Here is a 19,578-nt window from a genome sequence, read left to right as displayed (position 1 = left end):
TGGAAAAGGATGATTGAAATGAAAAAAATAGTGAAATATAAAAATAAAAAAGTCTTAGTCATGGGATTAGCCAAAAGTGGAAAGGCTGCGGCGAGACTTTTAAGAAAATTAGGTGCCCATGTTGTGATTAATGATCGTCAACCATTGCCTGAAAATTCAGATGCTAAGGAAATGGTAGCAGAGGGATTTGAGGTAGTGGTAGGAGGGCATCCCCTAGAATTATTAGATCAAAATTTTGATTTTATTGTTAAAAATCCTGGGATTCCTTATTTAAAGGTTCCGTTATTAATGGAGGCACTCAAACGCCAGATTCCTGTCTTAACAGAAGTGCAATTGGCTTACGATGTGAGCGAAGCCCCTTTTATTGGGATTACAGCAACAAATGGGAAGACGACAACAACAACATTGATTTATGAAATGTTAAAAGAAGGTCAATTAAATCCATTGATTGCGGGGAATATCGGGGAAGTTGCCTCATTGGTAGCGGAAGGAGCAAGTCAAGATCAGGTATTGGTTACCGAACTATCTTCCTTTCAATTGATGGGAATTGACTCATTTAAACCACAAATCTCACTGCTATTAAATATTACGGAGGCGCATTTAGACTATCATTCGGATATTGAGGAGTATCGTCAGGCAAAGCTTAATCTCATTGCTAATCAAACATCTGATCAGTATTGTGTGTACAATGCGGATGATGAGGTGATTGTCAAGGGAATTACCCAAACGGCAGCAACATGCGTTCCTTTTTCTCTTTACAGGGAGGTAGAGGGAGCATATCTATCTAATGGATCGATTTATTTTAAAGGTGAAAAAATTATTGATGTTGATGCCATCTTATTAAAAGGGGAGCATAATTTACAGGATGTATTAGGTGCGGTCGCAGTTAGTAAATTGTACGGATGTGACACGGCTTCGATTCAACGTGTATTAATGCGTTTTTCTGGGGTTAGACATCGTTTACAATATGTGGCGACCATTGCTGGGGTTGATTATTATAATAACTCAAAGGCAACTAATGTCATTGCTACCCAAACAGCATTAAATGCCTTTGATGACTCTATCATTCTTTTAGCGGGTGGCTTGGATCGCCAACATGATTTGAGCGGTCTAATTCCATACTTCCCTAAAATAAAAATGCTTATTTCTTTCGGGCAGACGAAAGAACGTTTTAAACAATTGGCTGATGAATATTCACTTCCATGCGTAGCCGTTGATACGTTGGAGGAGGCAATGGATGCCGCCGTTAAGGTTGCCCGCGAGAAGGATCATGTTCTCTTATCTCCAGCGTGCGCAAGTTGGGATCAATATCCAAATTTTGAAACTCGCGGGGATCATTTTATTGACTTAGTAGAGAAACTTAAAAATAAAAACTTATAGAAAATTAAATGATTGAACTAGGAGCATTGGATACGATCCATCTCCTAGTTTTTTTATGGAATATATGACAACATGATTCAAGGAAAAAGGCTCATAAATAGGTATTTACTACGGATCTATCCTGTTTTTCTCGTTGACTATCTAGATTGATTTGAGGAGTGGCATTTCATGAGGGATAATTGATTATTAAATGAAAGACTTCTATTTTTTATTAGCTTATGGAAGGGAAGATAAAACGACAATTTCAAAACCCGCGGCAAATTAATAAATGATTAATAGTGCTTGGTATGGTGGGCGTATATATTTTTTTAACAATGTTTAGACTGAGGGGGATGTAAAAGGTACGGTCTGATTTGCAGTAAGCGTGTATCATTGTAAAAATGGTGGGCATGAAAAAAACCGTCTTCATTTAGATGAAGGCGGTTTTTTTAAGAAGGAGCATTTAAAGTCATTTTGAATAAACTATTAGTGGTTAGAACTACGATACTTACTAAATTTATTGTTTAAATTACTTAATATAACGACTGATATTTAAAATAATCCCAATTGATAATAAGGTGACTGTTAAAGATGATCCACCATAACTCATTAATGGTAAGGTAATTCCTGTTACGGGCAATAGGCCAATAACAACCCCAATATTAATCATAACTTGAATCATTAACATAGACATTATTCCAACGACAATATATTTTGCAAAAAGATCATCTGTTTTTAAAATAAGATAGGTACATCTAGCAAAGAAAAGGATGAATAGAATTAGGACTCCAACAGAACCAATAAACCCTAACTCTTCGGAAACAATAGCGAAAATAAAGTCGGTTTGGGGCTCAGGGAGGTAAAAATACTTTTGAACACTATTTCCTAATCCTGCACCGAATAACCCCCCTGGGGCAATGGCATATAATGATTGGATAATCTGAAATCCTGAACCAATTGGGTCACTCCAAGGATCAAGATAAGCGGTAATTCGCTCTAAACGATAAGGTGCGGATATAATTAAGGCCACAATTCCAGCGACCCCGGTGAGGATAAAGTACATAAAATAACGAATAGGGACACCACAAACAAATAGCATGACAAACCCTGTTCCAACGAGCACCATCCCACTACCAAAATCGGGTTGAAGCATAATCACACCGAAGACCAGTAGGATGCAAAAAAGTAAAGGAATAACTCCCTTTTTGAATGTTTTTGCATCTTCTACATAGGTGCTCATGTACTTGGCCAAAAAGATGATGAGACCAAATTTCATAAACTCTGAAGGTTGGATGGAAAAGGCACCGATTCCAATCCAACTTCGCGCCCCCCCACGAACCATTCCGATTCCTGGGACGAGAACAAGAATAAGTAAAATTAAACTTCCGAAGAAAAAAGTTGAGGCATATTTTTTATAGATGGGATAATCAATTCGCGAAACTGCAAGCATCCCGATAACTCCTATTCCAGCAAACAACAATTGTCGTTTGAAAAAGTAGAAAGCATCATCAAATTTATATTCTGCCCAAATATAAGAAGAGGAGAGGACAAAAATTAAACCGATGGTACTAATACTTAAAGCGAGGAGTAGGGTTAATAAATCAATTGAAGGTAATTTGTTTTTCATTAGAATTCCCCTTTGCTTCAAAATATATAATAATGTATATGATAGAAAGTGAAGGGAATTGAGATAAATATTAAAAAAATATAAATGAGGTGAAGTTTTGGAAATGAAAAAAATTTTTTTTTAACGAAAAAAATGAAATTAAATAATATTTCGATGAATTTTAAAATACGCTAACAGATTTTGTTTAAAATATGTTAGAATATAAAATGATAAAAAGACAATAAGGTCTAATAAGGAGTGAGAATATGCGCGTCCTTGTCACTGGTGGTGGAACGGGTGGTCATATTTATCCTGCGCTTGCTGTTATTCGAGCATTGCAAGAGGTGGATGACCAACTGGAAGTTTTATACATAGGAACTGAAAAAGGATTAGAAAATGAAATTGTGACCCGAGAGGGAATACCGTTTAAGTATATTGAGATAGCTGGATTTAAGCGTTCTTTATCTTTTGAGAATGTCAAAACAATTATGAAATTTTTTAAATCTGTCTCAGTATCAAAAAAATATATTAAAGAGTTTAAACCGGATGTTGTGATTGGAACTGGGGGATATGTTTGTGGCCCTGTTGTTTACAGTGCATCGAGATTAAAGGTACCAACTATTATTCATGAACAGAATAGTTTACCGGGGGTTACGAATAAATTTTTATCACGATATGTGAATAAAGTCGCGATTTGTTTTGAAGAGGCGCGCTCATATTTTCCGCAAGATAAGGTAGTGTTAACAGGGAATCCGCGAGCAACAGAGGTAGCGGCAACATTAAAGCTTGGAAAAAGTGCCCTTGGTTTAAATCCTCATAAGAAAACCGTAATGATTAGTGGTGGAAGCCGTGGAGCAGAGCCGATTAATGAGGCGGTCTTGTCTATGATTAAAAAATACGAGGAAGCGGATTATGAGGTCGTCTTTGTGACAGGAAACAAACATTATGAAACGATTAAAAATCAAATAGAAAATGTGGAACAGTTAAAAAATGTTCACGTGTTACCCTTTATTAATAACATGCCACAATATCTTGTGAATATGGATCTGTTTGTTGGGCGCTCAGGGGCAACATTTTTGGCTGAAGTGACGGCACTAGGTGTTCCGTGTATTTTGATTCCTTCACCGTATGTGACGGCTAACCATCAAGAATATAATGCACGAAGTTTAACTGACCATGGCGGGGGAGTTTTGTTGCTTGAAAAAGAGTTAACGGGAGAACGACTCTATCAGGAGATTGATCGTATAATGAAAGATTGCCAATTGCGTTTAAATATGCAAAACACCTCGAAACAACTAGGGATTCCAGATGCAGCGCATCGTTTAATTAATGTGATGAATGAAATTATTGAGAAAAAGTAGGTGTTTTTAATGTTTAAAAGTTTTATAGAGGAGTATAGAGGGAATGACCTTGGGGTACTAATTGAGAATGAGCCACTTGCTAAGCATACAACGTTTCGGGTAGGGGGGCCTGCCCGTATCTTTGTCGTGCCGAATGCAAAGGAGTCTTTAATCCAAACCATAAGTCTTGTTAAAAAGTATCATTTGAATTATAAGGTGATTGGACGTGGCTCAAATTTATTACCATCAGATCATTTATTTGATGGCGTAATCATTAAGTGTGATAAAGGACTTGATCATATTGAGATTAACGAGAATTACGTTACAGTAGGTGCCGGGGTTTCGACGATTCTTCTTGCAAACCGTGTCTCTAAACAAAATTTATCAGGATTAGAATTTATATCAGGTGTTCCAGGTTCAGTTGGTGGGGCAATATACATGAATGCTGGGGCTTATAATAAAGAGATTAAAGATGTTTTAGTGAAGGTTTTAATTCTAGACGATAAGGGTGAATTAAATTGGGTATCACCGGATGAGTTAAACTTTGGCTATCGAACATCGATTATGCAAATGAATCGTCATTGGACAATTGTTGAAGCCGTTTTAGAATTAGAGCAGGGAGTCTATGAAGAAATCGTTGAGTTAATGAAAATGCGTAAAATTCGCCGCATTGAATCACAACCTACTAATCTACCATCGGCTGGAAGTACTTTTAGAAATCCGTTACCTCATTATTCATGGCAACTAATTGAGGAGGCAGGATTACGAGGGGTACGAATAGGTGGAGCTGAAGTTTCAAAGAAACATTGTAATTTTGTTGTAAATGTAGGAGATGCCACTGCACAAGATATCTATGATTTAATCCAACACGTACAAAACGTCGTATTTGAAAAAAGTGGAATCGAGTTACATCCAGAGGTTGAAATGTTTAACTGGTAGGTGAAGGGGAGCATGAATGTAAAAAAAGTTGTTTTTATGGAGCAGTACCGTCAAAAAAATAAACAGAATAAACCGAAAAAAAGACTAAAAAAGAGGCTTAATACCTTCTTTTTTAGTCTCTTTGTTATGGGCGTTATTGGAGGGGTTTTTTATTTTACGTCTCCCCTGAGAAAATTATCTATGGTGTATTTTGAGGGGCTCAATTACGTATCACGTTCTGAGGTTTTGCAATTAGCAAATCTTAGTTATGATGATGACTATTTTAAACTTAAAACAAAGAAAATCGCGTCGCAAATTCAAAAACATCCACTCATTACAAAGGCGGTAGTTACAAGGGTAGGATTAAATGAATTAAGAATTTTAGTAGAGGAAAAGGATGTTATTGGGTGCGTTGATATGGGAGATGGATATCAGTATGTATTAAGTGATGGTCATTTGATTGAACAAAGTAATACGTTAGATGTTGTCTGTCCCGGAACAATTATTTACGGGTTAACCGAAAAAACATTAAAGGAACCAGTTTTGGGATTATTTATTGAGTCCATGATGAAGCTAGATCCGATTTTAATTAACTTAATAAAGGAAATCCACTATGAACCCTTATATGGGGATAACAACCGGTTTTCCTTATTTCTACAGGATGGTAATACGATTAAGGTAAATAGCTACAGTATGGTTGAAAAGTTAAAATATTATCAAACAATGGTTGATCAGGTGAGACAGTTGTCCGAAGGGCAATGTGGAACCTATTATTTAGACGTAGGGGATTATTTTGAACCTTATTCGGGTGCTAATTCGGTTTTATTCGACAATAAAGGAGAACAGGACGTGCAAGAGGAATAGACTGTGGATAAATAATGTGTATAATATGTGATTAATCGTCATTATATTTTGTAAATACTCTTTTCATCGTCTCAAAAATATAGTAAAATAAATTATGATATTATGGTAATAAAACCGTATGTTAGTGGAGTGGTTAGAGGTGAAAAATAATATTTATGCTTGCTTAGAAATAGGTTGTGCAGAAGTTAGATTGATGGTGTGTAATATTAGGCAGGAACGCCTGTATGTTTTATCACAACAATCTATTGTAACGGCTGGAATTGAAAATGGAACTGTCGTTAACGTAAATCAAATTGTTGAAAAATTAAAACGATTAAAAGCTAATGTTGAGGCGGATCTTAAGCAAGACATTCAAAATGTTGTGTTAGCTATTCCAAGTGTAGAATGCCGTATTGATAACGTTGTTAAATCATTGGAACTAGACTCTAATCAACCAATTAGTCACGCTAATATTAAACAGTTGTTCCGTGATATTATTACGCAACCGACATATCATGATCAAGTAGCCATTAATGTGATGCCGCGAGCTTTTGTGGTAGATGATAAAAATACAATTCAAAACCCTCTTGGGATTATTGGAAAAGAATTGGTCTTACATGCACAAAAAATAACGGCTTCTGCGTCTGTCGTGTATAATCTCATTAATATTGCTGAGTTAGCAGGATTCCGAATTGCGGATATTGTTTTAGGAAGTATCACAGAGATGATGTATGTGTTAACACCGGAACAATTGAAAAAAGGAGCATGCCATGTCAATATTGGGAAGGGGATGACCACGATTACGGTTGTCCACTCGGGGAAAATTGTTTCTTCGGTATCATTGTCAACGGGTGGTCAAGATGTAACGAAGCACATTAGTGAAAACCTCAAGATTGATGAACCCTTAGCAGAAATGTTAAAACTAAATTTCGGTAAAGTTTGTTCTGAATCTTCGTCGACTGAAATTATTTATGCAGATGAAGTAGAGGGACAATTTACATGCATTACGCGTCAAATGTTAAGCGATAGTCTCACTATTAAATACGAGAATATTTTGAAGTTAGTCAAACAGTATTTAATGGAAAATTGCTATAAGTATGATCAAATGGATTATATTTTTACGGGTGGTGCAAGCGAAATAGAAGGACTTAACACATTAGCGAAAAAGATTTTTCATCAAGAGGTGACAATTTGTACGCCAATGATGTTAGGAGCCCGAAGTGCTAAATATGTAAAATTAATTGGGATGGCAACATTTATTCATGAAATATCATTGTTGACTGGACAAAAAAGTAATATAATTGACTTTAGCAAATATGAAAATGTCCTAGTCCATGCTATTGATAGTCGAGAGGAACTTGAAGTGGTAGAAGAAACACCCAAGATAAAGGAACAACAAGAGAGGACGTTTATGGACCATAAGCTAGAAAATAGTGGTGTCTTAGTTCGGATTTTCGATATGATATTTGATGAAAAAGTAGAATAGAAGTAAAAGGAAAGAGGAGGTTTCAGGGATGGAAGGTTTCGGATTTGGAAATGAATTTACATATGCCCCAAGAATTATTGTTGTAGGTGTAGGTGGCGGTGGAAGTAATGCCGTGAATCGTATGATTGAAAATGATGTGCAAGGAGTAGAGTTTGTCGTTGTTAATACGGATGCACAAGCGTTAAATTTAGCAATTGCAGATCGTAAATTTCAAATCGGACGTGATTTAACACGCGGATTAGGCGCAGGAGGGAATCCAGAGGTTGGACAACATGCAGCTGAAGAAAATTTAAGTGAATTAAAAGAGTTAGTAAAGGGAGCCGACATGGTCTTCATTACTTGCGGAATGGGTGGAGGAACAGGAACTGGTGCAGCACCTGTTATTGCCAAAGCTGCAAAAGAAAGTGGAGCTTTAACGGTAGGAATTATTACACGCCCGTTTACATTTGAAGGAAAACGCCGAACAGATTTTGCTTTACGCGGTATTGCAGAACTAAAGGCGAATGTTGATACATTAATTTCTGTTCCTAATGATCGATTATTACAAATTGTAGATCGTACGACTCCAATGTTAGAAGCATTCCGCGAAGCGGATAACGTTTTACGTCAAGGTGTTCAAGGAATTTCAGAAATTATTGCCGTTCCAGGTTTAATTAACCTCGATTTCGCCGATGTAAAAACAGTTATGCATAATAAGGGATCAGCTATTATGGGAATTGGTTTAGGAACAGGTGAAAATCGTGCAACAGAGGCGGCGAAAAAAGCGATTGCGAGTCCATTATTAGAAAATGATATTGATGGGGCAACAGATGCTATTATTAATATTTCAGGTGGAATGGATATTGCCTTATTTGAAGTTGATGAAGCTTTACGAACAATTCGTGATGCCTCAACAACAGAAATTAATATTATTTATGGTGCTACAATTAATCCTGATTTAGGGGAAGATTTAATTGTAACGGTTATTGCGACTGGATTTGATGAAACAAATGCAACAGCAAAACCGGTAGAAATGTTAATTGGTGATAATAGAAATAAAAAGACAACTACACCACAAGCGGAGCAAGAAGCTCCAACAACACCGGAGCAACCAAAACCATCACAACCTAAACGTCAACCATTCGGTGGGGATAATGTTGAAATGATCCCTAACTGGTTAATGAATCGTTATAAATAAAAAGAGAGCTATGTCTCTCTTTTTTTTATGTAGACATAGTTCGTTTGAACTGCGTGATTATCTAAGAGACTTTAAATAAATATTTTTAATATTATTATAGAAAATCCCCTTTATTTTATACGTCGATTGTTAAAAAGAAGCAAAATTAGTGGTTATTTTTTCTAAATAAAGTCAGGATTGAACAAAGAATTGACAGATTTTACACATGGTTTTGGATAAAATGTAGAGGTAATCGAGGGGATAGAAAAGGGGGGAGATATAGATGTACCTAGATTTGTTCATCATTCAAAATTTAATTTACGACTATCTCATTTTAAATGGTGTAGCCATCTTAACTGAAGAAAGAATGAAGCTCTCCCGCTTAAGTTTGGGACTTTTGAGTAGTCTAGTACTGAGTGCTATGTTATTCATGATAGACTTTACCGCATTAGCAGGCGGTGTTCCAATTGTTGTTTTACTCATTGTCTTTTCAAAGGGGAATCTTAAAGGGTTTATTACCAAAACCTTATATTTTTATTGCTTGAGTTTTATTTTAAGTGGTTCTATTTATACGATTAGTCATTTTATTAAATTTGATTTAACAATTGTTCCATATATTTGTGTTTTAATGGTGCTTTCGTTTGTTGTGACATTAATATATATCTTAAAGGTTCGCTGGTTAAATAGTCAGCAGTTAATTGACCAGTTTATTTATGAGGTGCGTATTTTTTGTGGATCAACTGAGCTAAAGGGGAGTGGATTCGTTGATACCGGGAATCATTTAACAGATGAAAAAACAGCATTACCTATTATGATGGTTCCAAAAGAGATGCTTTGTTTAGGGGAGATTGAAGAATTCTTGAATAGGCAATCGATCTCATCATGGTCGACTGGTTACTCGGTCATAAATGATGATCAACAGAGATTGTTAGTTTTTAAACCGACACTGTTATTAATTAATGATAAGGTGATACAGAATGTGCTCATAGGGGTTGTAGAAAATCAATTTTATGAATACGATTTTTTACTTCAACCAAGTATAGTAAGAAGTATCTAGATGGATTGGGAGTCAAGGGGGAGATGACATGCAGGCTTTAATGATGTTCTTTATTAAATGGTTTGAAAAGATTAGTAAACGAAAGAAAAATTACGTAAACTATATTAGAGGAAATGAAACACTACCAGAGCCTTTATCTAAGGAGGAAGAATTCAGGGTTTTAACTAACTTTCAAGAAGGGGACGAGCTGGCGAGACAAACATTAATCGAACATAATTTAAGATTAGTGGTATATATTGCGAAGAAATTTGAAAGTTCAGGTGTTAATCTAGAGGATTTGATCAGTATTGGGACATTAGGCCTGATTAAGGGAGTGCAGACGTTTAAGATGGATAAAAATATTAAGTTAGCCACTTACGCGTCTAGATGTATAGAAAATGAGATTTTAATGCATTTACGAAAGACGAACAGAATTCGACATGAAGTTTCTTTAGACGAACCATTAAATGTAGATTGGGATGGAAATGAATTACTCTTATCTGATATTTTAGGAACTGAGGAAAATGAGGTCTATAAAGATATTGAAGAAGATGTTGAAAGACAACTCGTATTTGATGCTATTAATCGCCTAAAAAGACGCGAGCGTGAGATCATGTATATGCGATTTGGATTATGTGGAGAAGAGCCTTTAACACAAAAAGAAGTTGCACAAAAGTTAGATATTTCACAGTCGTACATTTCGCGATTAGAAAAGAAAATTATTGATAAGATCCGTAAAGAGGTTTTAAAAATAAAATAATGTGTCGAAAGAAAATGACAATAAAATGATAATTTATGAATGATTTGACATGATGTTGCTCATACTTCTGTGTAGGAACAATGTAGTGCAACAGGAGGGACCATCATGTCCAAACATAAAGTTGATATTGTCGGAGTCGATACATCAAAGTTAGAAGTACTAACAAATGCAGAAATGATTGAATTATTTAAAAAGTTTCAAAGTGGTGATATGGATGCTCGTGAAGCCCTCATTAAGGGGAATTTACGACTCGTATTAAGTATTATAAAAAAATTTAATCATAGGGGAGAAAATTTAGACGATTTATTTCAAGTTGGTTGTCTAGGTTTAATGAAAGCTATTGATCACTTTGATTTATCTCATGAAGTTAAATTTTCTACTTATGCTGTGCCTATGATTATTGGTGAGATTCGACGTTATTTACGTGATAATAATTCTTTACGCGTCTCTCGTTCATTACGTGATACTGCATATAAAGTGTTACAGATGAAAGATCAATTGTCGATTGAATTGCAACGTGACCCAACGAATGAGGAAATCGCTAAGGCAATCGGTGTGGAACCCATTGACGTTGTGTTATCAGTAGAGGCTATTTCAGATCCGGTTTCTATTTTCTCCCCTATTTATAATGACGGAGGAGATACCATCCATTTAATTGATCAAATTAAAGATGATAGTATTACGGATGAAAAATGGAGTGCTAAGTTAATGTTAGAAGAAGGGTTTAAGCGATTAGGTCGTCGTGAGAAACGGATTATTCATGATCGATACTTTATGGGAAAAACACAAATGGAAATTGCCGCCGAAATTGGAATTTCTCAGGCCCAGGTGTCAAGATTAGAAAAGAATGCGTTACATACCATGGAAGAAATGATGAAAAGTTAATTTAACTTTTGTTGTTGCTTCATTCAAAAAAAGTGTGTAAAGGGAATAGCCCTTAGCACACTTTTTTTGATGAAAATCACGTGGTTATTATTTATAGGCTTTCATCAGAGTAGATAAATAGGGATAGCTTACATATTTCTGAAAAGAAGGACATAAAATGAATTACATGGATATAAAGGTGGGGGAAATGATGAAAGATTCAATTATGACTTTAAGTGATATTGAAGAGAAGGATGTCATTAATGTGGTGACAGGTGAGCGAATTGGTTTTGTATCTAGCTTAAGAATTGATACGAACTCTGGACAAATTATCGCAATTACAGTTCAACCGTCAATGAAATTTGTTAGTTTTTTTTCTAAAGATGAGGCATCAGTTGTCGTTCCGTGGAATCAAATTTTAAAAATTGGAGAGGATGTTATTATCGTTAATGTGGCTCAACAATTGAACGAATTTTAGTGAAAAGTAAATCTGCAACGGAATAAAAAAGGAAAGGGCCGTGTTGTCCTTTCCTTTTTAAGTTTACAGAAGGGTGTCGAAGTGGGTAATCAAATAATATCCGCAAAGGAGAAGAAAAAAATTTTCCATTCCCTATGAATTATGGTATAATTTATAGTATCATGCAGTAATATTATGAATTGATAGGTGGATAGTATGAATATTTCTAAAAATGTCGACAAGGTGCGACGAAATATTGAATTGGTTGCTGCTGATGGACGAAATGTAAATATTGTTGCAGCAACAAAGTATGTGGGTGTGCAACAAATTAAGGACCTTTTTGCTTGTGGAATTACAATGATGGGGGAAAATCGTGTAGATGCGCTGCTTGAGAAAAAATCACAGATATCTTTACCAATAGAGTGGCATTTTATTGGAACCCTACAATCACGTAAAGTAAAAGAGGTTATTAACGAAATTTCTTGTCTCCATTCGCTCGACCGTTTATCGTTGGCAAAGGAAATACAAAAATACCGTCGGGAACCATTACCTTGCTTTATTCAAGTCAACGTTAGTAAAGAGGAGAGTAAGCATGGAATTGATGTGGATGAGGTAATTTCATTTTTAGAGGCGTTAAAATCGTACCCAATGATAAAAGTTGTTGGATTAATGACCATGGCGCCGAATACCGATGATCCAACTGTGATACGTCGCTGCTTTAAAGGTTTGAAGCAATTACAGGAAAAGATTGCAACGTTAAACCAAGGGGGAGTAACTTGCGATCGCTTATCGATGGGAATGAGTCAAGATTATATGATTGCCATTGAGGAAGGGGCAACGCATATAAGACTCGGATCCATTTTATTTCAAGACTAGTATATTTCAGACACAAACACAAATAATTATAGGAGGAGAAGAAGATGAGTTTTAAAGATAAGCTTAAAACAATGATGGGAATAGACGAAGAGGAATATGAAATGGATGATTTTGAAGAGGAGTTTGAAGAGCCAGAAGTTATTAAGCCGGCACCGCTGCCTAAACCTGATTTAACGGTTGTTTCAAACGCCACTCATACATCAACGAGTAAAGGAAAGAGTGTTGTGACGCCAATGAATAATGAATTAAATCGATTAAAATTTGATAGTAATTTAAATAAAGTAATTATTCGCGAACCAAATGAGTATTCTGATGCTCAGGATATTGCGGATTGTTTAAAAGAAAACTATCCAGTTTTTATTAACCTTCAACGTTTAGAAAAATCTCAAGCGAAGCGTGTGGTTGATTTCTTAAGTGGAACAATTTATGCGATTGATGGAGATATCAAACGTGTGGGAACAAATTTATTTTTATGTACACCAAAGAGTGTAGAAACTGAGGGTCAAGTAACAATGAACGAGCCTCATCAAGAAATAGAGGAGTAATAGATATGACATACATCATATTACTATTTAGATCAGTTTTAGGGATTTATCAATTTTTAATGTTGATCTATATTTTTATGAGTTGGATTCCAGAAACTCGCTCGACACAGATTGGACGTGCAATAGGTGCAGTTGTCGAACCGTATTTATCAATTTTTAGAAAAATTATTCCACCGCTGGGAATGTTTGATTTTTCACCGATTGTCGCATTTATCGTATTGGAGTTTGCGATGCAAGGTCTAATAAATATTTTACTATGAATTTAGCTCATTTTAAAAAAGAGGAGCACGGTTTTATAGTAAGGATGGAAGATTTAATCCACCAAGTCTATGAAGGCTATCAACTAAAGACAACGAAATTTTTAACGCCTCGAGAACAGGAAATTGTTCAGATGCTAGTAAATGAGTTTTCTGATGTTGAGGTTCAATGGATTGGTGGATTTAAAAATGCAGAAAGAAAGCGGGCTATATTGATTCCAACTTATCTAAACGACCAAGATTTTAGTTATACAGTCATAGGGTATGAAGTGAGATACGCCCATAAAATGGTGGATCTGAGACACCCTCAAGTATTGGGGACAATCATGTCCTTAGGAATTGAAAGACAGATTATCGGTGATATTTTAATATTAGCAGATAAGAGAATCTTCCTAGCCGTATGTGAGGAGATGGCACCTTTTATTGAGCAAGCCTTAGTCAAGGTTGGAAGACACTCGATTAGTCTGGTGAAGAAAAAAATAAATGAATTAGAGCGTATTGAAACCTATGAAAGACGTGAAATAATCGTTTCATCAATGAGGTTAGACGTTATTGTCTGTGCGTTAACGAAGGAGTCACGTTCGTTTACGTCCGAATCAATCAAGCAAGGCAATATTCAACATAACTTTAAGGTCGAGCAAAATCATTCTAAGGAATGTCACATTGGAGATATGATTTCAATTAAACGTTATGGACGCTATAAACTATTGGAAATTAAATCGCAAACTAAAAGTGGACGAAAAATTGTTATCGTAGGAAAAGTAGTGTAGTTAGGGGGAAAGACATGACACCGGCAGAAATGTTAAAAGTTCAGATGAAAAAATCGTGGGAGAAGTTCTCAGATGAAGAACTTTATCGTGTCTTTTGTTTATTAATTGAACAAATTGAATCGCTAGAGAATCAAAATAAATCTTTAAAAAAAGAAGTTCAACTCATGCAACAGGCTTCTCAATCGCACTTAAAAAATGAATTAGAACAAATTGAAACATTAAAGAACCACGCGAAGCGAGATGCACTTAAAATTATTCAAGAAACAGAAAAAATCTCTAAGGTAATGATTGAACAGGCGATGGAAGATGTAGAAAGAATAATTGATGAAACAGCAATTTTTGAACAACAACAATTGCAAATTAAAGATGAACTGATTGATTTTTTAAATACAAAAGTGGATGACATTCGAAATTGTTTTAGAAAAAACTAAAAATATGTTGATTTTTATATCGTTTTTATTTAAAATGATATACAAATATAGTAAATATGAGCGATGAGTGGGCCATGCTATAATATCAACTTTTTTTCAGCGAGTCGATGACGGTGAAAGATCGGCAAAAAGGATAATATAGAATCATCCAGGAGCTTTCATGTGAATAAAAAGCATGACGTTATCCATGCGATAAATGGTAAGAGGCAGTAAAACTTTTATTTTTTTACTGTGAATTAAGGTGGTACCACGAAACTTTTCGTCCTTAGGTGATGAAAAGTTTTTTTTATTCTCATGAAACTATATAAAAAGATAAAAAGGGGTAATTGTACGATGGAATTAAAAGAAACGTTATTAATGCCTAAAACAGATTTCCCAATGCGTGGGAATCTTCCTAAACGAGAACCACAAATTGAACAAAAGTGGTATGATGAAAAGATTTATCAACGTGTATTAGATAAAAATAAAGATAAAACACCGTTTGTTTTACACGATGGGCCTCCATATGCAAATGGAAATATTCACATGGGTCATGCGATGAATAAAATATTAAAAGATTTTATTATTCGTTATAAAAATATGAATGGTTTTTATTCTCCTTATATTCCGGGTTGGGATACACATGGATTACCTATTGAGCAGGCGTTAACAAATAATAAAAAAATTAATCGTAAAGAAAAAACAGTAGCAGAATTCCGTGAATTATGCCAACAATATGCCTTAGAACAAGTAGAAGGACAAAAAACACAATTTAAACGTCTAGGTGTATTAGGTGACTGGGACAATCCTTATATTACATTACAAAAGGAGTTTGAAGCTGAGCAAATTAAAGTGTTTGGTAAAATGGTGAAAGATGGTTTGATTTATAAGGGATTAAAGCCTATCTATTGGTCACCGTCATCGGAAACAGCGCTAGCAGAGGCAGAAATTGAATACCATGATAAGAAATCACCATCTATTTATGTTGCCTTTAAGGTGGTGGATGGAAAAGATATTCTGTCAGGTGATGAAGAGTTTGTCATTTGGACAACAACACCTTGGACGATTCCAGGAAATCTAGCGATCTGTGTCAATGCAGATTTAGAGTATGCGACAGTAGCTGTTTCAGGACGTAAGTTTATTGTTGCTAAAGAGCTTGTTAAATCTTTAGCTGAAGAATTTAATTGGGATAATTATGAGATTGTTGCAACACATAAAGGGTCAGACTTTGAATATATGACCGCAAAACACCCAATTTTTGATCGTGAATCATTGTTAATCTTAGGGGATCATGTCACACTAGAAGCTGGGACAGGTCTTGTTCATACGGCTCCAGGACACGGGGAAGACGATTTTAACGTAGGACGTAAATATAATTTAGAAGTTTTATGTCCAGTTGATCATCGCGGCTATATGACAAAAGAAGCATTGGAATTCGAAGGATTATACTATGAAGATGCGAATAAAGCTGTAGGACAAAAGCTAGAGGAAAATGGTGCGTTACTTGGATTAAAGTTTATTACTCACTCTTACCCACATGATTGGCGTACAAAAAAACCTATTATCTTCCGTGCAACGGAACAATGGTTTGCTTCAATCGAAGCATTAAAGCCTCAAATGATGGAACAAATTAAGGAAGTAAAATGGTTACCATCATGGGGAGAAGTGCGATTAGGAAATATGATTAAGGATCGTGCAGATTGGTGTATTTCACGACAACGTGTTTGGGGAGTTCCAATTCCTGTTTTTTATGCGGAAAATGGTGAGGCTATTTTAGATGAGGCTGTGATTAACCACGTGGCTAACTTATTCCGTGAAAAAGGTTCAAATATCTGGTTTGAGTTAGAGGCTGAAGCTTTATTACCGGAAGGATTTACTCACCCTGGAAGCCCAAATGGAAAATTCAGAAAAGAAATGGATATCATGGATGTGTGGTTTGACTCAGGATCATCTCACCACGGCGTTTTAGTAGAGCGTGGCTTACCATATCCAGCTGATTTATATTTAGAAGGTTCAGATCAGTATCGAGGATGGTTTAACTCTTCTCTTTCAACGGGAGTTGCAATGACAGGAAAAGCACCGTATAAAACTGTTGTGAGTCATGGATTCGTACTTGATGGACAAGGACGCAAAATGTCTAAATCGATTGGAAACACAGTGGATCCATTAAAATTAATTAACACGTATGGAGCAGATATTGTAAGATTGTGGGTAGCCTCAGTTGATTATCAGGCAGATGTACGTATTTCTGAAGATTTAATAAAACAAGTTTCTGAAAGCTATCGTAAAATGCGTAATACATTTAGATTCTTATTAGGGAACTTAAATGATTTTAATCCTGAAACAGATTTATTAGATTATGACTCTTTAAACGAAGTGGATCAATTTATGATGATTCGTTTAAATGAATTAACAGCTGAATTAAAGGCAGCATACGAGGAATATCGTTTTGATGATGTCTTTAAATCAATTAACAACTATATTTCAAATGATTTAAGCGCCTTTTATTTAGATTTTACAAAGGATATTTTATACATTGATGCAAAAGATAGCCACGCACGACGTTCAATTCAGTCGGTATTATACCATCATGTTTGCGATTTAGTACGATTACTTGCACCAGTTATTCCTCATACGGCGGATGAAGTTTATTCATATATTCCAGGAAGCACTGAGGTATCTGTGTACTTAACAGATATGCCGGAGGTTAAATTGTATGAAAATGCGGATGAGGTATCGGCAAAATGGAACCAATTATTAGCCTTACGCCATGACGTGTTAAAAGCATTAGAAATTGCGCGTAATGAAAAGGTTATTGGTAAATCATTAAATGCATCATTGCATTTATATCCAGACGCATCGAAGAAAGCATTATTAGAATCATTAAACGCTGATTTAAAACAAATTTTCATTGTGTCTGACTTAGTCATCGAAGAAGGTCAGGCGCCAGATCAAGCGTTACAATTTGATGGATTATCGGTTATCGTCGAAGCAGCAGAAGGGCATACATGTGCACGTTGTTGGTTAATTGTAGATGATATCGATGAAGCGGGAATTTGTAACCGTTGTTCAGAAGTCGTTAATGGATAATTCAGATGGACAATAGCCTTTAGGTTATTGTCCTTTCTATTAATGAATGATAAAGAGGAAAATTTTTGATTATTTTTGCATAAAATGAAGAGAAACTTTAAATAATTTGTGTTATCACGGAGGGGCCATTTTAGCGTCAAGTTCCTTATGTTGTATTTTAGGGGGGATTTATATGGGGAGAAAGATTAAAGGGTTTTCTATTATTTTAATGAGTGTAATTATTGCCGGAATAATAACGGGAATTTTAACTCGAGTAATTGATTTACCGATGAAAGTTGATCATATTTTATCTAGATTTTTAGATCCTCGATTTGGGGGAACAACAAATTTATCGTATGAAATAGGGTCAAATGGGGAATCTATTCATGAAAGCTACTTTACATTGCCGGTAGATACACCTTTTGACGTAAGTGTTGAATTAATTCAAGCGGATGTTATGATTGAAAAATCGAAAAATGGAGAACTAGGAGTTAAAATCAGTACGGATCGTCCAGAGCATTATCGGATGGATAGAACTGACAGGGAACTCGTGATCAAAGAAAAAAAACAACCTTTCATTTGGCCATTTGGTGACATGAAAGAGAAAAAAGCGAAGATTACTATACAGGTTCCTGGTGATACCGTCGATTTTGATTTAGAAACGGTGAATGGAAATGTTTGCTTAGAAGCAGATGGACGAGATTTAAATGTTGAGGTAGTGAATGGACAGATTAGTGTGACTCGTTCTACCTTTAAAGAAGGTGAGTTGGAGCTAGTAAATGGACATATCTTTGTAAACAAGAGTGAATTTTTAACATCTCTTGATTTAGAAGCTGTGAATGGAGCCTTAAAAGTTAATCAAGTTGACTCAGATGAGTTTTCATTTGAAACAGTGAATGGTGAATTTCAATTATCTGACTTAGATGGAGGAAGGTTATCCGCTGAAACGGTAAACGGTGATTTCACTGGAGAAAATCTTTACTTGAAACACTTAGAGGTGGAACAATTAACTGGAAAGTTTACGTTAATTAACGAAAATTTAGATTACCAAATACAATCATTAACACGTTCTAAGACTAGTTCTCAAGATAAAATAGAAGCTAATATTTTAAATATTTATTCAGAATAAGCCTATGATTCATGGTGGAAAAGAAATATCTGAGAAGATGTTGTTCGTTAGGCGCTTCCTAAGGTAAAAAGACTGACAGGATCGATAGTAGCAATTTTTCTCTGATCAACAAAAGGTGGTCATAGAGTAGATAGTAAAAACAGAAGAGTTGGAGGTGCCTTAATAAATGCGGGAAACTTATTTAAGTTGGGACGAATATTTTATGGGGATTGCACTCTTATCGGCGATGAGAAGCAAGGACCCTCAAACCCAAGTTGGAGCATGCATTGTTAATAAAAAAAATCGTATTGTAGGAATTGGTTATAATGGATTTCCAAGAGGGTGTTCAGATCAAGAATTTCCATGGGAACGTGAAGGGGATTTTCTAAAAACAAAATATCCGTATGTTGTCCATGCTGAGCAAAACGCAATTTTAAATAGCACTGGAAATTTAAGTGGATGTCGATTATATGTTTCGTTATTTCCTTGTCATGAGTGTGCAAAATATATTATCCAGTCTGGAATTGATGAAATTATCTTTATGAGTGACAAATATGCGAATACGGATAGTACGTTGGCTTCTAAACGAATGTTAGATGCGGCAGGTGTCACCTATCGTCAAATGGGAACAATAGCAGTTTCTATTCAACTCGAATTAAAGGAATAAGATGGACTGAATGTCGAGATATCTTGGTAAGGATTGGGGAATGTATACAAA

19 protein-coding genes and 1 other annotated feature are annotated in these 19,578 nt (G+C 35.5%); of the genes, 18 read left to right on the top strand and 1 reads right to left on the bottom strand.

The features are described 5' to 3' along the window. The first annotated feature begins 18 nt into the window (after positions 1–18). Positions 19–1,380 (top strand): UDP-N-acetylmuramoyl-L-alanine--D-glutamate ligase, encoded by a 1,362-nt coding sequence (murD, locus tag AACH31_RS06455; protein WP_161831703.1) that lies wholly within the window; start codon positions 19–21, stop codon positions 1,378–1,380. Positions 1,381–1,888: 508 nt separating this feature from the next. On the opposite strand, the gene spoVE is transcribed toward murD, so the two are convergent. Then, complete coding sequence (gene spoVE / locus AACH31_RS06450) at positions 1,889–2,986, bottom strand: stage V sporulation protein E (protein WP_161831704.1); 1,098 nt, start codon at positions 2,984–2,986, stop codon at positions 1,889–1,891. Between the two features lie 245 nt (positions 2,987–3,231). Here spoVE and murG point away from each other — a divergent pair, with 245 nt between their 5' ends. From murG to AACH31_RS06365, 17 genes are all read left to right on the top strand, one after another. Further along, positions 3,232–4,326: an undecaprenyldiphospho-muramoylpentapeptide beta-N-acetylglucosaminyltransferase gene (gene murG / locus AACH31_RS06445; RefSeq protein ID WP_161831705.1), complete on the top strand. Its 1,095-nt coding sequence runs from the start codon at positions 3,232–3,234 to the stop codon at positions 4,324–4,326. Positions 4,327–4,335: 9 nt separating this feature from the next. Beyond that, positions 4,336–5,244: a UDP-N-acetylmuramate dehydrogenase gene (gene murB, locus AACH31_RS06440; RefSeq protein ID WP_161831706.1), complete on the top strand. Its 909-nt coding sequence runs from the start codon at positions 4,336–4,338 to the stop codon at positions 5,242–5,244. A 12-nt stretch (positions 5,245–5,256) separates the two neighbouring features. Beyond that, on the top strand, positions 5,257–6,087 hold the full coding sequence (locus tag AACH31_RS06435; protein WP_161831707.1) for a cell division protein FtsQ/DivIB: 831 nt from the start codon (positions 5,257–5,259) through the stop codon (positions 6,085–6,087). Between the two features lie 139 nt (positions 6,088–6,226). Then, positions 6,227–7,552 (top strand): cell division protein FtsA, encoded by a 1,326-nt coding sequence (locus AACH31_RS06430; RefSeq protein ID WP_262950427.1) that lies wholly within the window; start codon positions 6,227–6,229, stop codon positions 7,550–7,552. Positions 7,553–7,580: 28 nt separating this feature from the next. Continuing rightward, entirely contained in the window at positions 7,581–8,729 is a 1,149-nt protein-coding gene (ftsZ, locus tag AACH31_RS06425; RefSeq protein WP_161831709.1) for a cell division protein FtsZ, read from the top strand. Between the two features lie 262 nt (positions 8,730–8,991). Further along, on the top strand, positions 8,992–9,765 hold the full coding sequence (locus AACH31_RS06420) for a sigma-E processing peptidase SpoIIGA (RefSeq protein WP_161831710.1): 774 nt from the start codon (positions 8,992–8,994) through the stop codon (positions 9,763–9,765). A 28-nt stretch (positions 9,766–9,793) separates the two neighbouring features. Beyond that, positions 9,794–10,504 carry an RNA polymerase sporulation sigma factor SigE gene (gene sigE / locus AACH31_RS06415; RefSeq protein WP_161831711.1) on the top strand — a complete coding sequence of 237 codons (711 nt, stop codon included), beginning with the start codon at positions 9,794–9,796 and terminating at the stop codon, positions 10,502–10,504. Between the two features lie 105 nt (positions 10,505–10,609). Next, positions 10,610–11,389, top strand: coding sequence for an RNA polymerase sporulation sigma factor SigG (sigG, locus tag AACH31_RS06410; protein ID WP_161831712.1), 780 nt, complete (start codon positions 10,610–10,612; stop codon positions 11,387–11,389). 190 nt (positions 11,390–11,579) lie between these two features. Beyond that, positions 11,580–11,846: a YlmC/YmxH family sporulation protein gene (locus AACH31_RS06405; RefSeq protein ID WP_161831713.1), complete on the top strand. Its 267-nt coding sequence runs from the start codon at positions 11,580–11,582 to the stop codon at positions 11,844–11,846. 195 nt (positions 11,847–12,041) lie between these two features. After that, a complete protein-coding gene (locus AACH31_RS06400) occupies positions 12,042–12,701 on the top strand; it encodes a YggS family pyridoxal phosphate-dependent enzyme (protein ID WP_161831714.1) in 660 nt (219 codons plus the stop codon). A gap of 44 nt (positions 12,702–12,745) precedes the next feature. Next, the gene (locus AACH31_RS06395) at positions 12,746–13,246 is read left to right on the top strand and encodes a cell division protein SepF (protein ID WP_161831715.1); all 501 of its coding nucleotides are present in this window, start codon (positions 12,746–12,748) and stop codon (positions 13,244–13,246) included. 5 nt (positions 13,247–13,251) lie between these two features. After that, positions 13,252–13,506, top strand: coding sequence for a YggT family protein (locus tag AACH31_RS06390; RefSeq protein ID WP_161831716.1), 255 nt, complete (start codon positions 13,252–13,254; stop codon positions 13,504–13,506). Then, positions 13,503–14,273: an RNA-binding protein gene (locus AACH31_RS06385; RefSeq protein WP_411040337.1), complete on the top strand. Its 771-nt coding sequence runs from the start codon at positions 13,503–13,505 to the stop codon at positions 14,271–14,273. Before AACH31_RS06390 ends, AACH31_RS06385 begins: the two co-directional genes overlap by 4 nt. A gap of 14 nt (positions 14,274–14,287) precedes the next feature. Continuing rightward, entirely contained in the window at positions 14,288–14,704 is a 417-nt protein-coding gene (locus tag AACH31_RS06380) for a hypothetical protein (RefSeq protein ID WP_161831718.1), read from the top strand. Positions 14,705–14,758: 54 nt separating this feature from the next. After that, positions 14,759–14,974 (top strand) — a binding site (T-box leader). Between the two features lie 63 nt (positions 14,975–15,037). Continuing rightward, entirely contained in the window at positions 15,038–17,773 is a 2,736-nt protein-coding gene (ileS, locus tag AACH31_RS06375) for an isoleucine--tRNA ligase (protein WP_161831719.1), read from the top strand. A 172-nt stretch (positions 17,774–17,945) separates the two neighbouring features. Further along, positions 17,946–18,881 carry a DUF4097 domain-containing protein gene (locus AACH31_RS06370; protein ID WP_262953729.1) on the top strand — a complete coding sequence of 312 codons (936 nt, stop codon included), beginning with the start codon at positions 17,946–17,948 and terminating at the stop codon, positions 18,879–18,881. A 166-nt stretch (positions 18,882–19,047) separates the two neighbouring features. Beyond that, the gene (locus AACH31_RS06365; protein WP_161831721.1) at positions 19,048–19,527 is read left to right on the top strand and encodes a deoxycytidylate deaminase; all 480 of its coding nucleotides are present in this window, start codon (positions 19,048–19,050) and stop codon (positions 19,525–19,527) included. Positions 19,528–19,578: the final 51 nt, after the last annotated feature.

It is taken from the genome of Turicibacter faecis (genome assembly GCF_037076425.1).
Lineage (GTDB): Bacteria > Bacillota_I > Bacilli_A > MOL361 > Turicibacteraceae > Turicibacter > Turicibacter faecis.
This window is presented reverse-complemented; position numbering and strand designations above follow the sequence as displayed.

Coding starts and splice junctions, on each gene's coding strand:
- ileS (WP_161831719.1), top strand. CDS start 15,038: ATGGAATTAAAAGAAACGTTATTAATGCCTAAAACAGATTTCCCAATG.
- sigE (WP_161831711.1), top strand. CDS start 9,794: ATGCAGGCTTTAATGATGTTCTTTATTAAATGGTTTGAAAAGATTAGT.
- AACH31_RS06405 (WP_161831713.1), top strand. CDS start 11,580: ATGAAAGATTCAATTATGACTTTAAGTGATATTGAAGAGAAGGATGTC.
- sigG (WP_161831712.1), top strand. CDS start 10,610: ATGTCCAAACATAAAGTTGATATTGTCGGAGTCGATACATCAAAGTTA.
- AACH31_RS06380 (WP_161831718.1), top strand. CDS start 14,288: ATGACACCGGCAGAAATGTTAAAAGTTCAGATGAAAAAATCGTGGGAG.
- AACH31_RS06385 (WP_411040337.1), top strand. CDS start 13,503: ATGAATTTAGCTCATTTTAAAAAAGAGGAGCACGGTTTTATAGTAAGG.
- spoVE (WP_161831704.1), bottom strand. CDS start 2,986: ATGAAAAACAAATTACCTTCAATTGATTTATTAACCCTACTCCTCGCT.
- AACH31_RS06420 (WP_161831710.1), top strand. CDS start 8,992: ATGTACCTAGATTTGTTCATCATTCAAAATTTAATTTACGACTATCTC.
- murB (WP_161831706.1), top strand. CDS start 4,336: ATGTTTAAAAGTTTTATAGAGGAGTATAGAGGGAATGACCTTGGGGTA.
- AACH31_RS06365 (WP_161831721.1), top strand. CDS start 19,048: ATGCGGGAAACTTATTTAAGTTGGGACGAATATTTTATGGGGATTGCA.
- ftsZ (WP_161831709.1), top strand. CDS start 7,581: ATGGAAGGTTTCGGATTTGGAAATGAATTTACATATGCCCCAAGAATT.
- AACH31_RS06435 (WP_161831707.1), top strand. CDS start 5,257: ATGAATGTAAAAAAAGTTGTTTTTATGGAGCAGTACCGTCAAAAAAAT.
- murD (WP_161831703.1), top strand. CDS start 19: ATGAAAAAAATAGTGAAATATAAAAATAAAAAAGTCTTAGTCATGGGA.
- AACH31_RS06390 (WP_161831716.1), top strand. CDS start 13,252: ATGACATACATCATATTACTATTTAGATCAGTTTTAGGGATTTATCAA.
- AACH31_RS06400 (WP_161831714.1), top strand. CDS start 12,042: ATGAATATTTCTAAAAATGTCGACAAGGTGCGACGAAATATTGAATTG.
- AACH31_RS06395 (WP_161831715.1), top strand. CDS start 12,746: ATGAGTTTTAAAGATAAGCTTAAAACAATGATGGGAATAGACGAAGAG.
- murG (WP_161831705.1), top strand. CDS start 3,232: ATGCGCGTCCTTGTCACTGGTGGTGGAACGGGTGGTCATATTTATCCT.
- AACH31_RS06370 (WP_262953729.1), top strand. CDS start 17,946: ATGGGGAGAAAGATTAAAGGGTTTTCTATTATTTTAATGAGTGTAATT.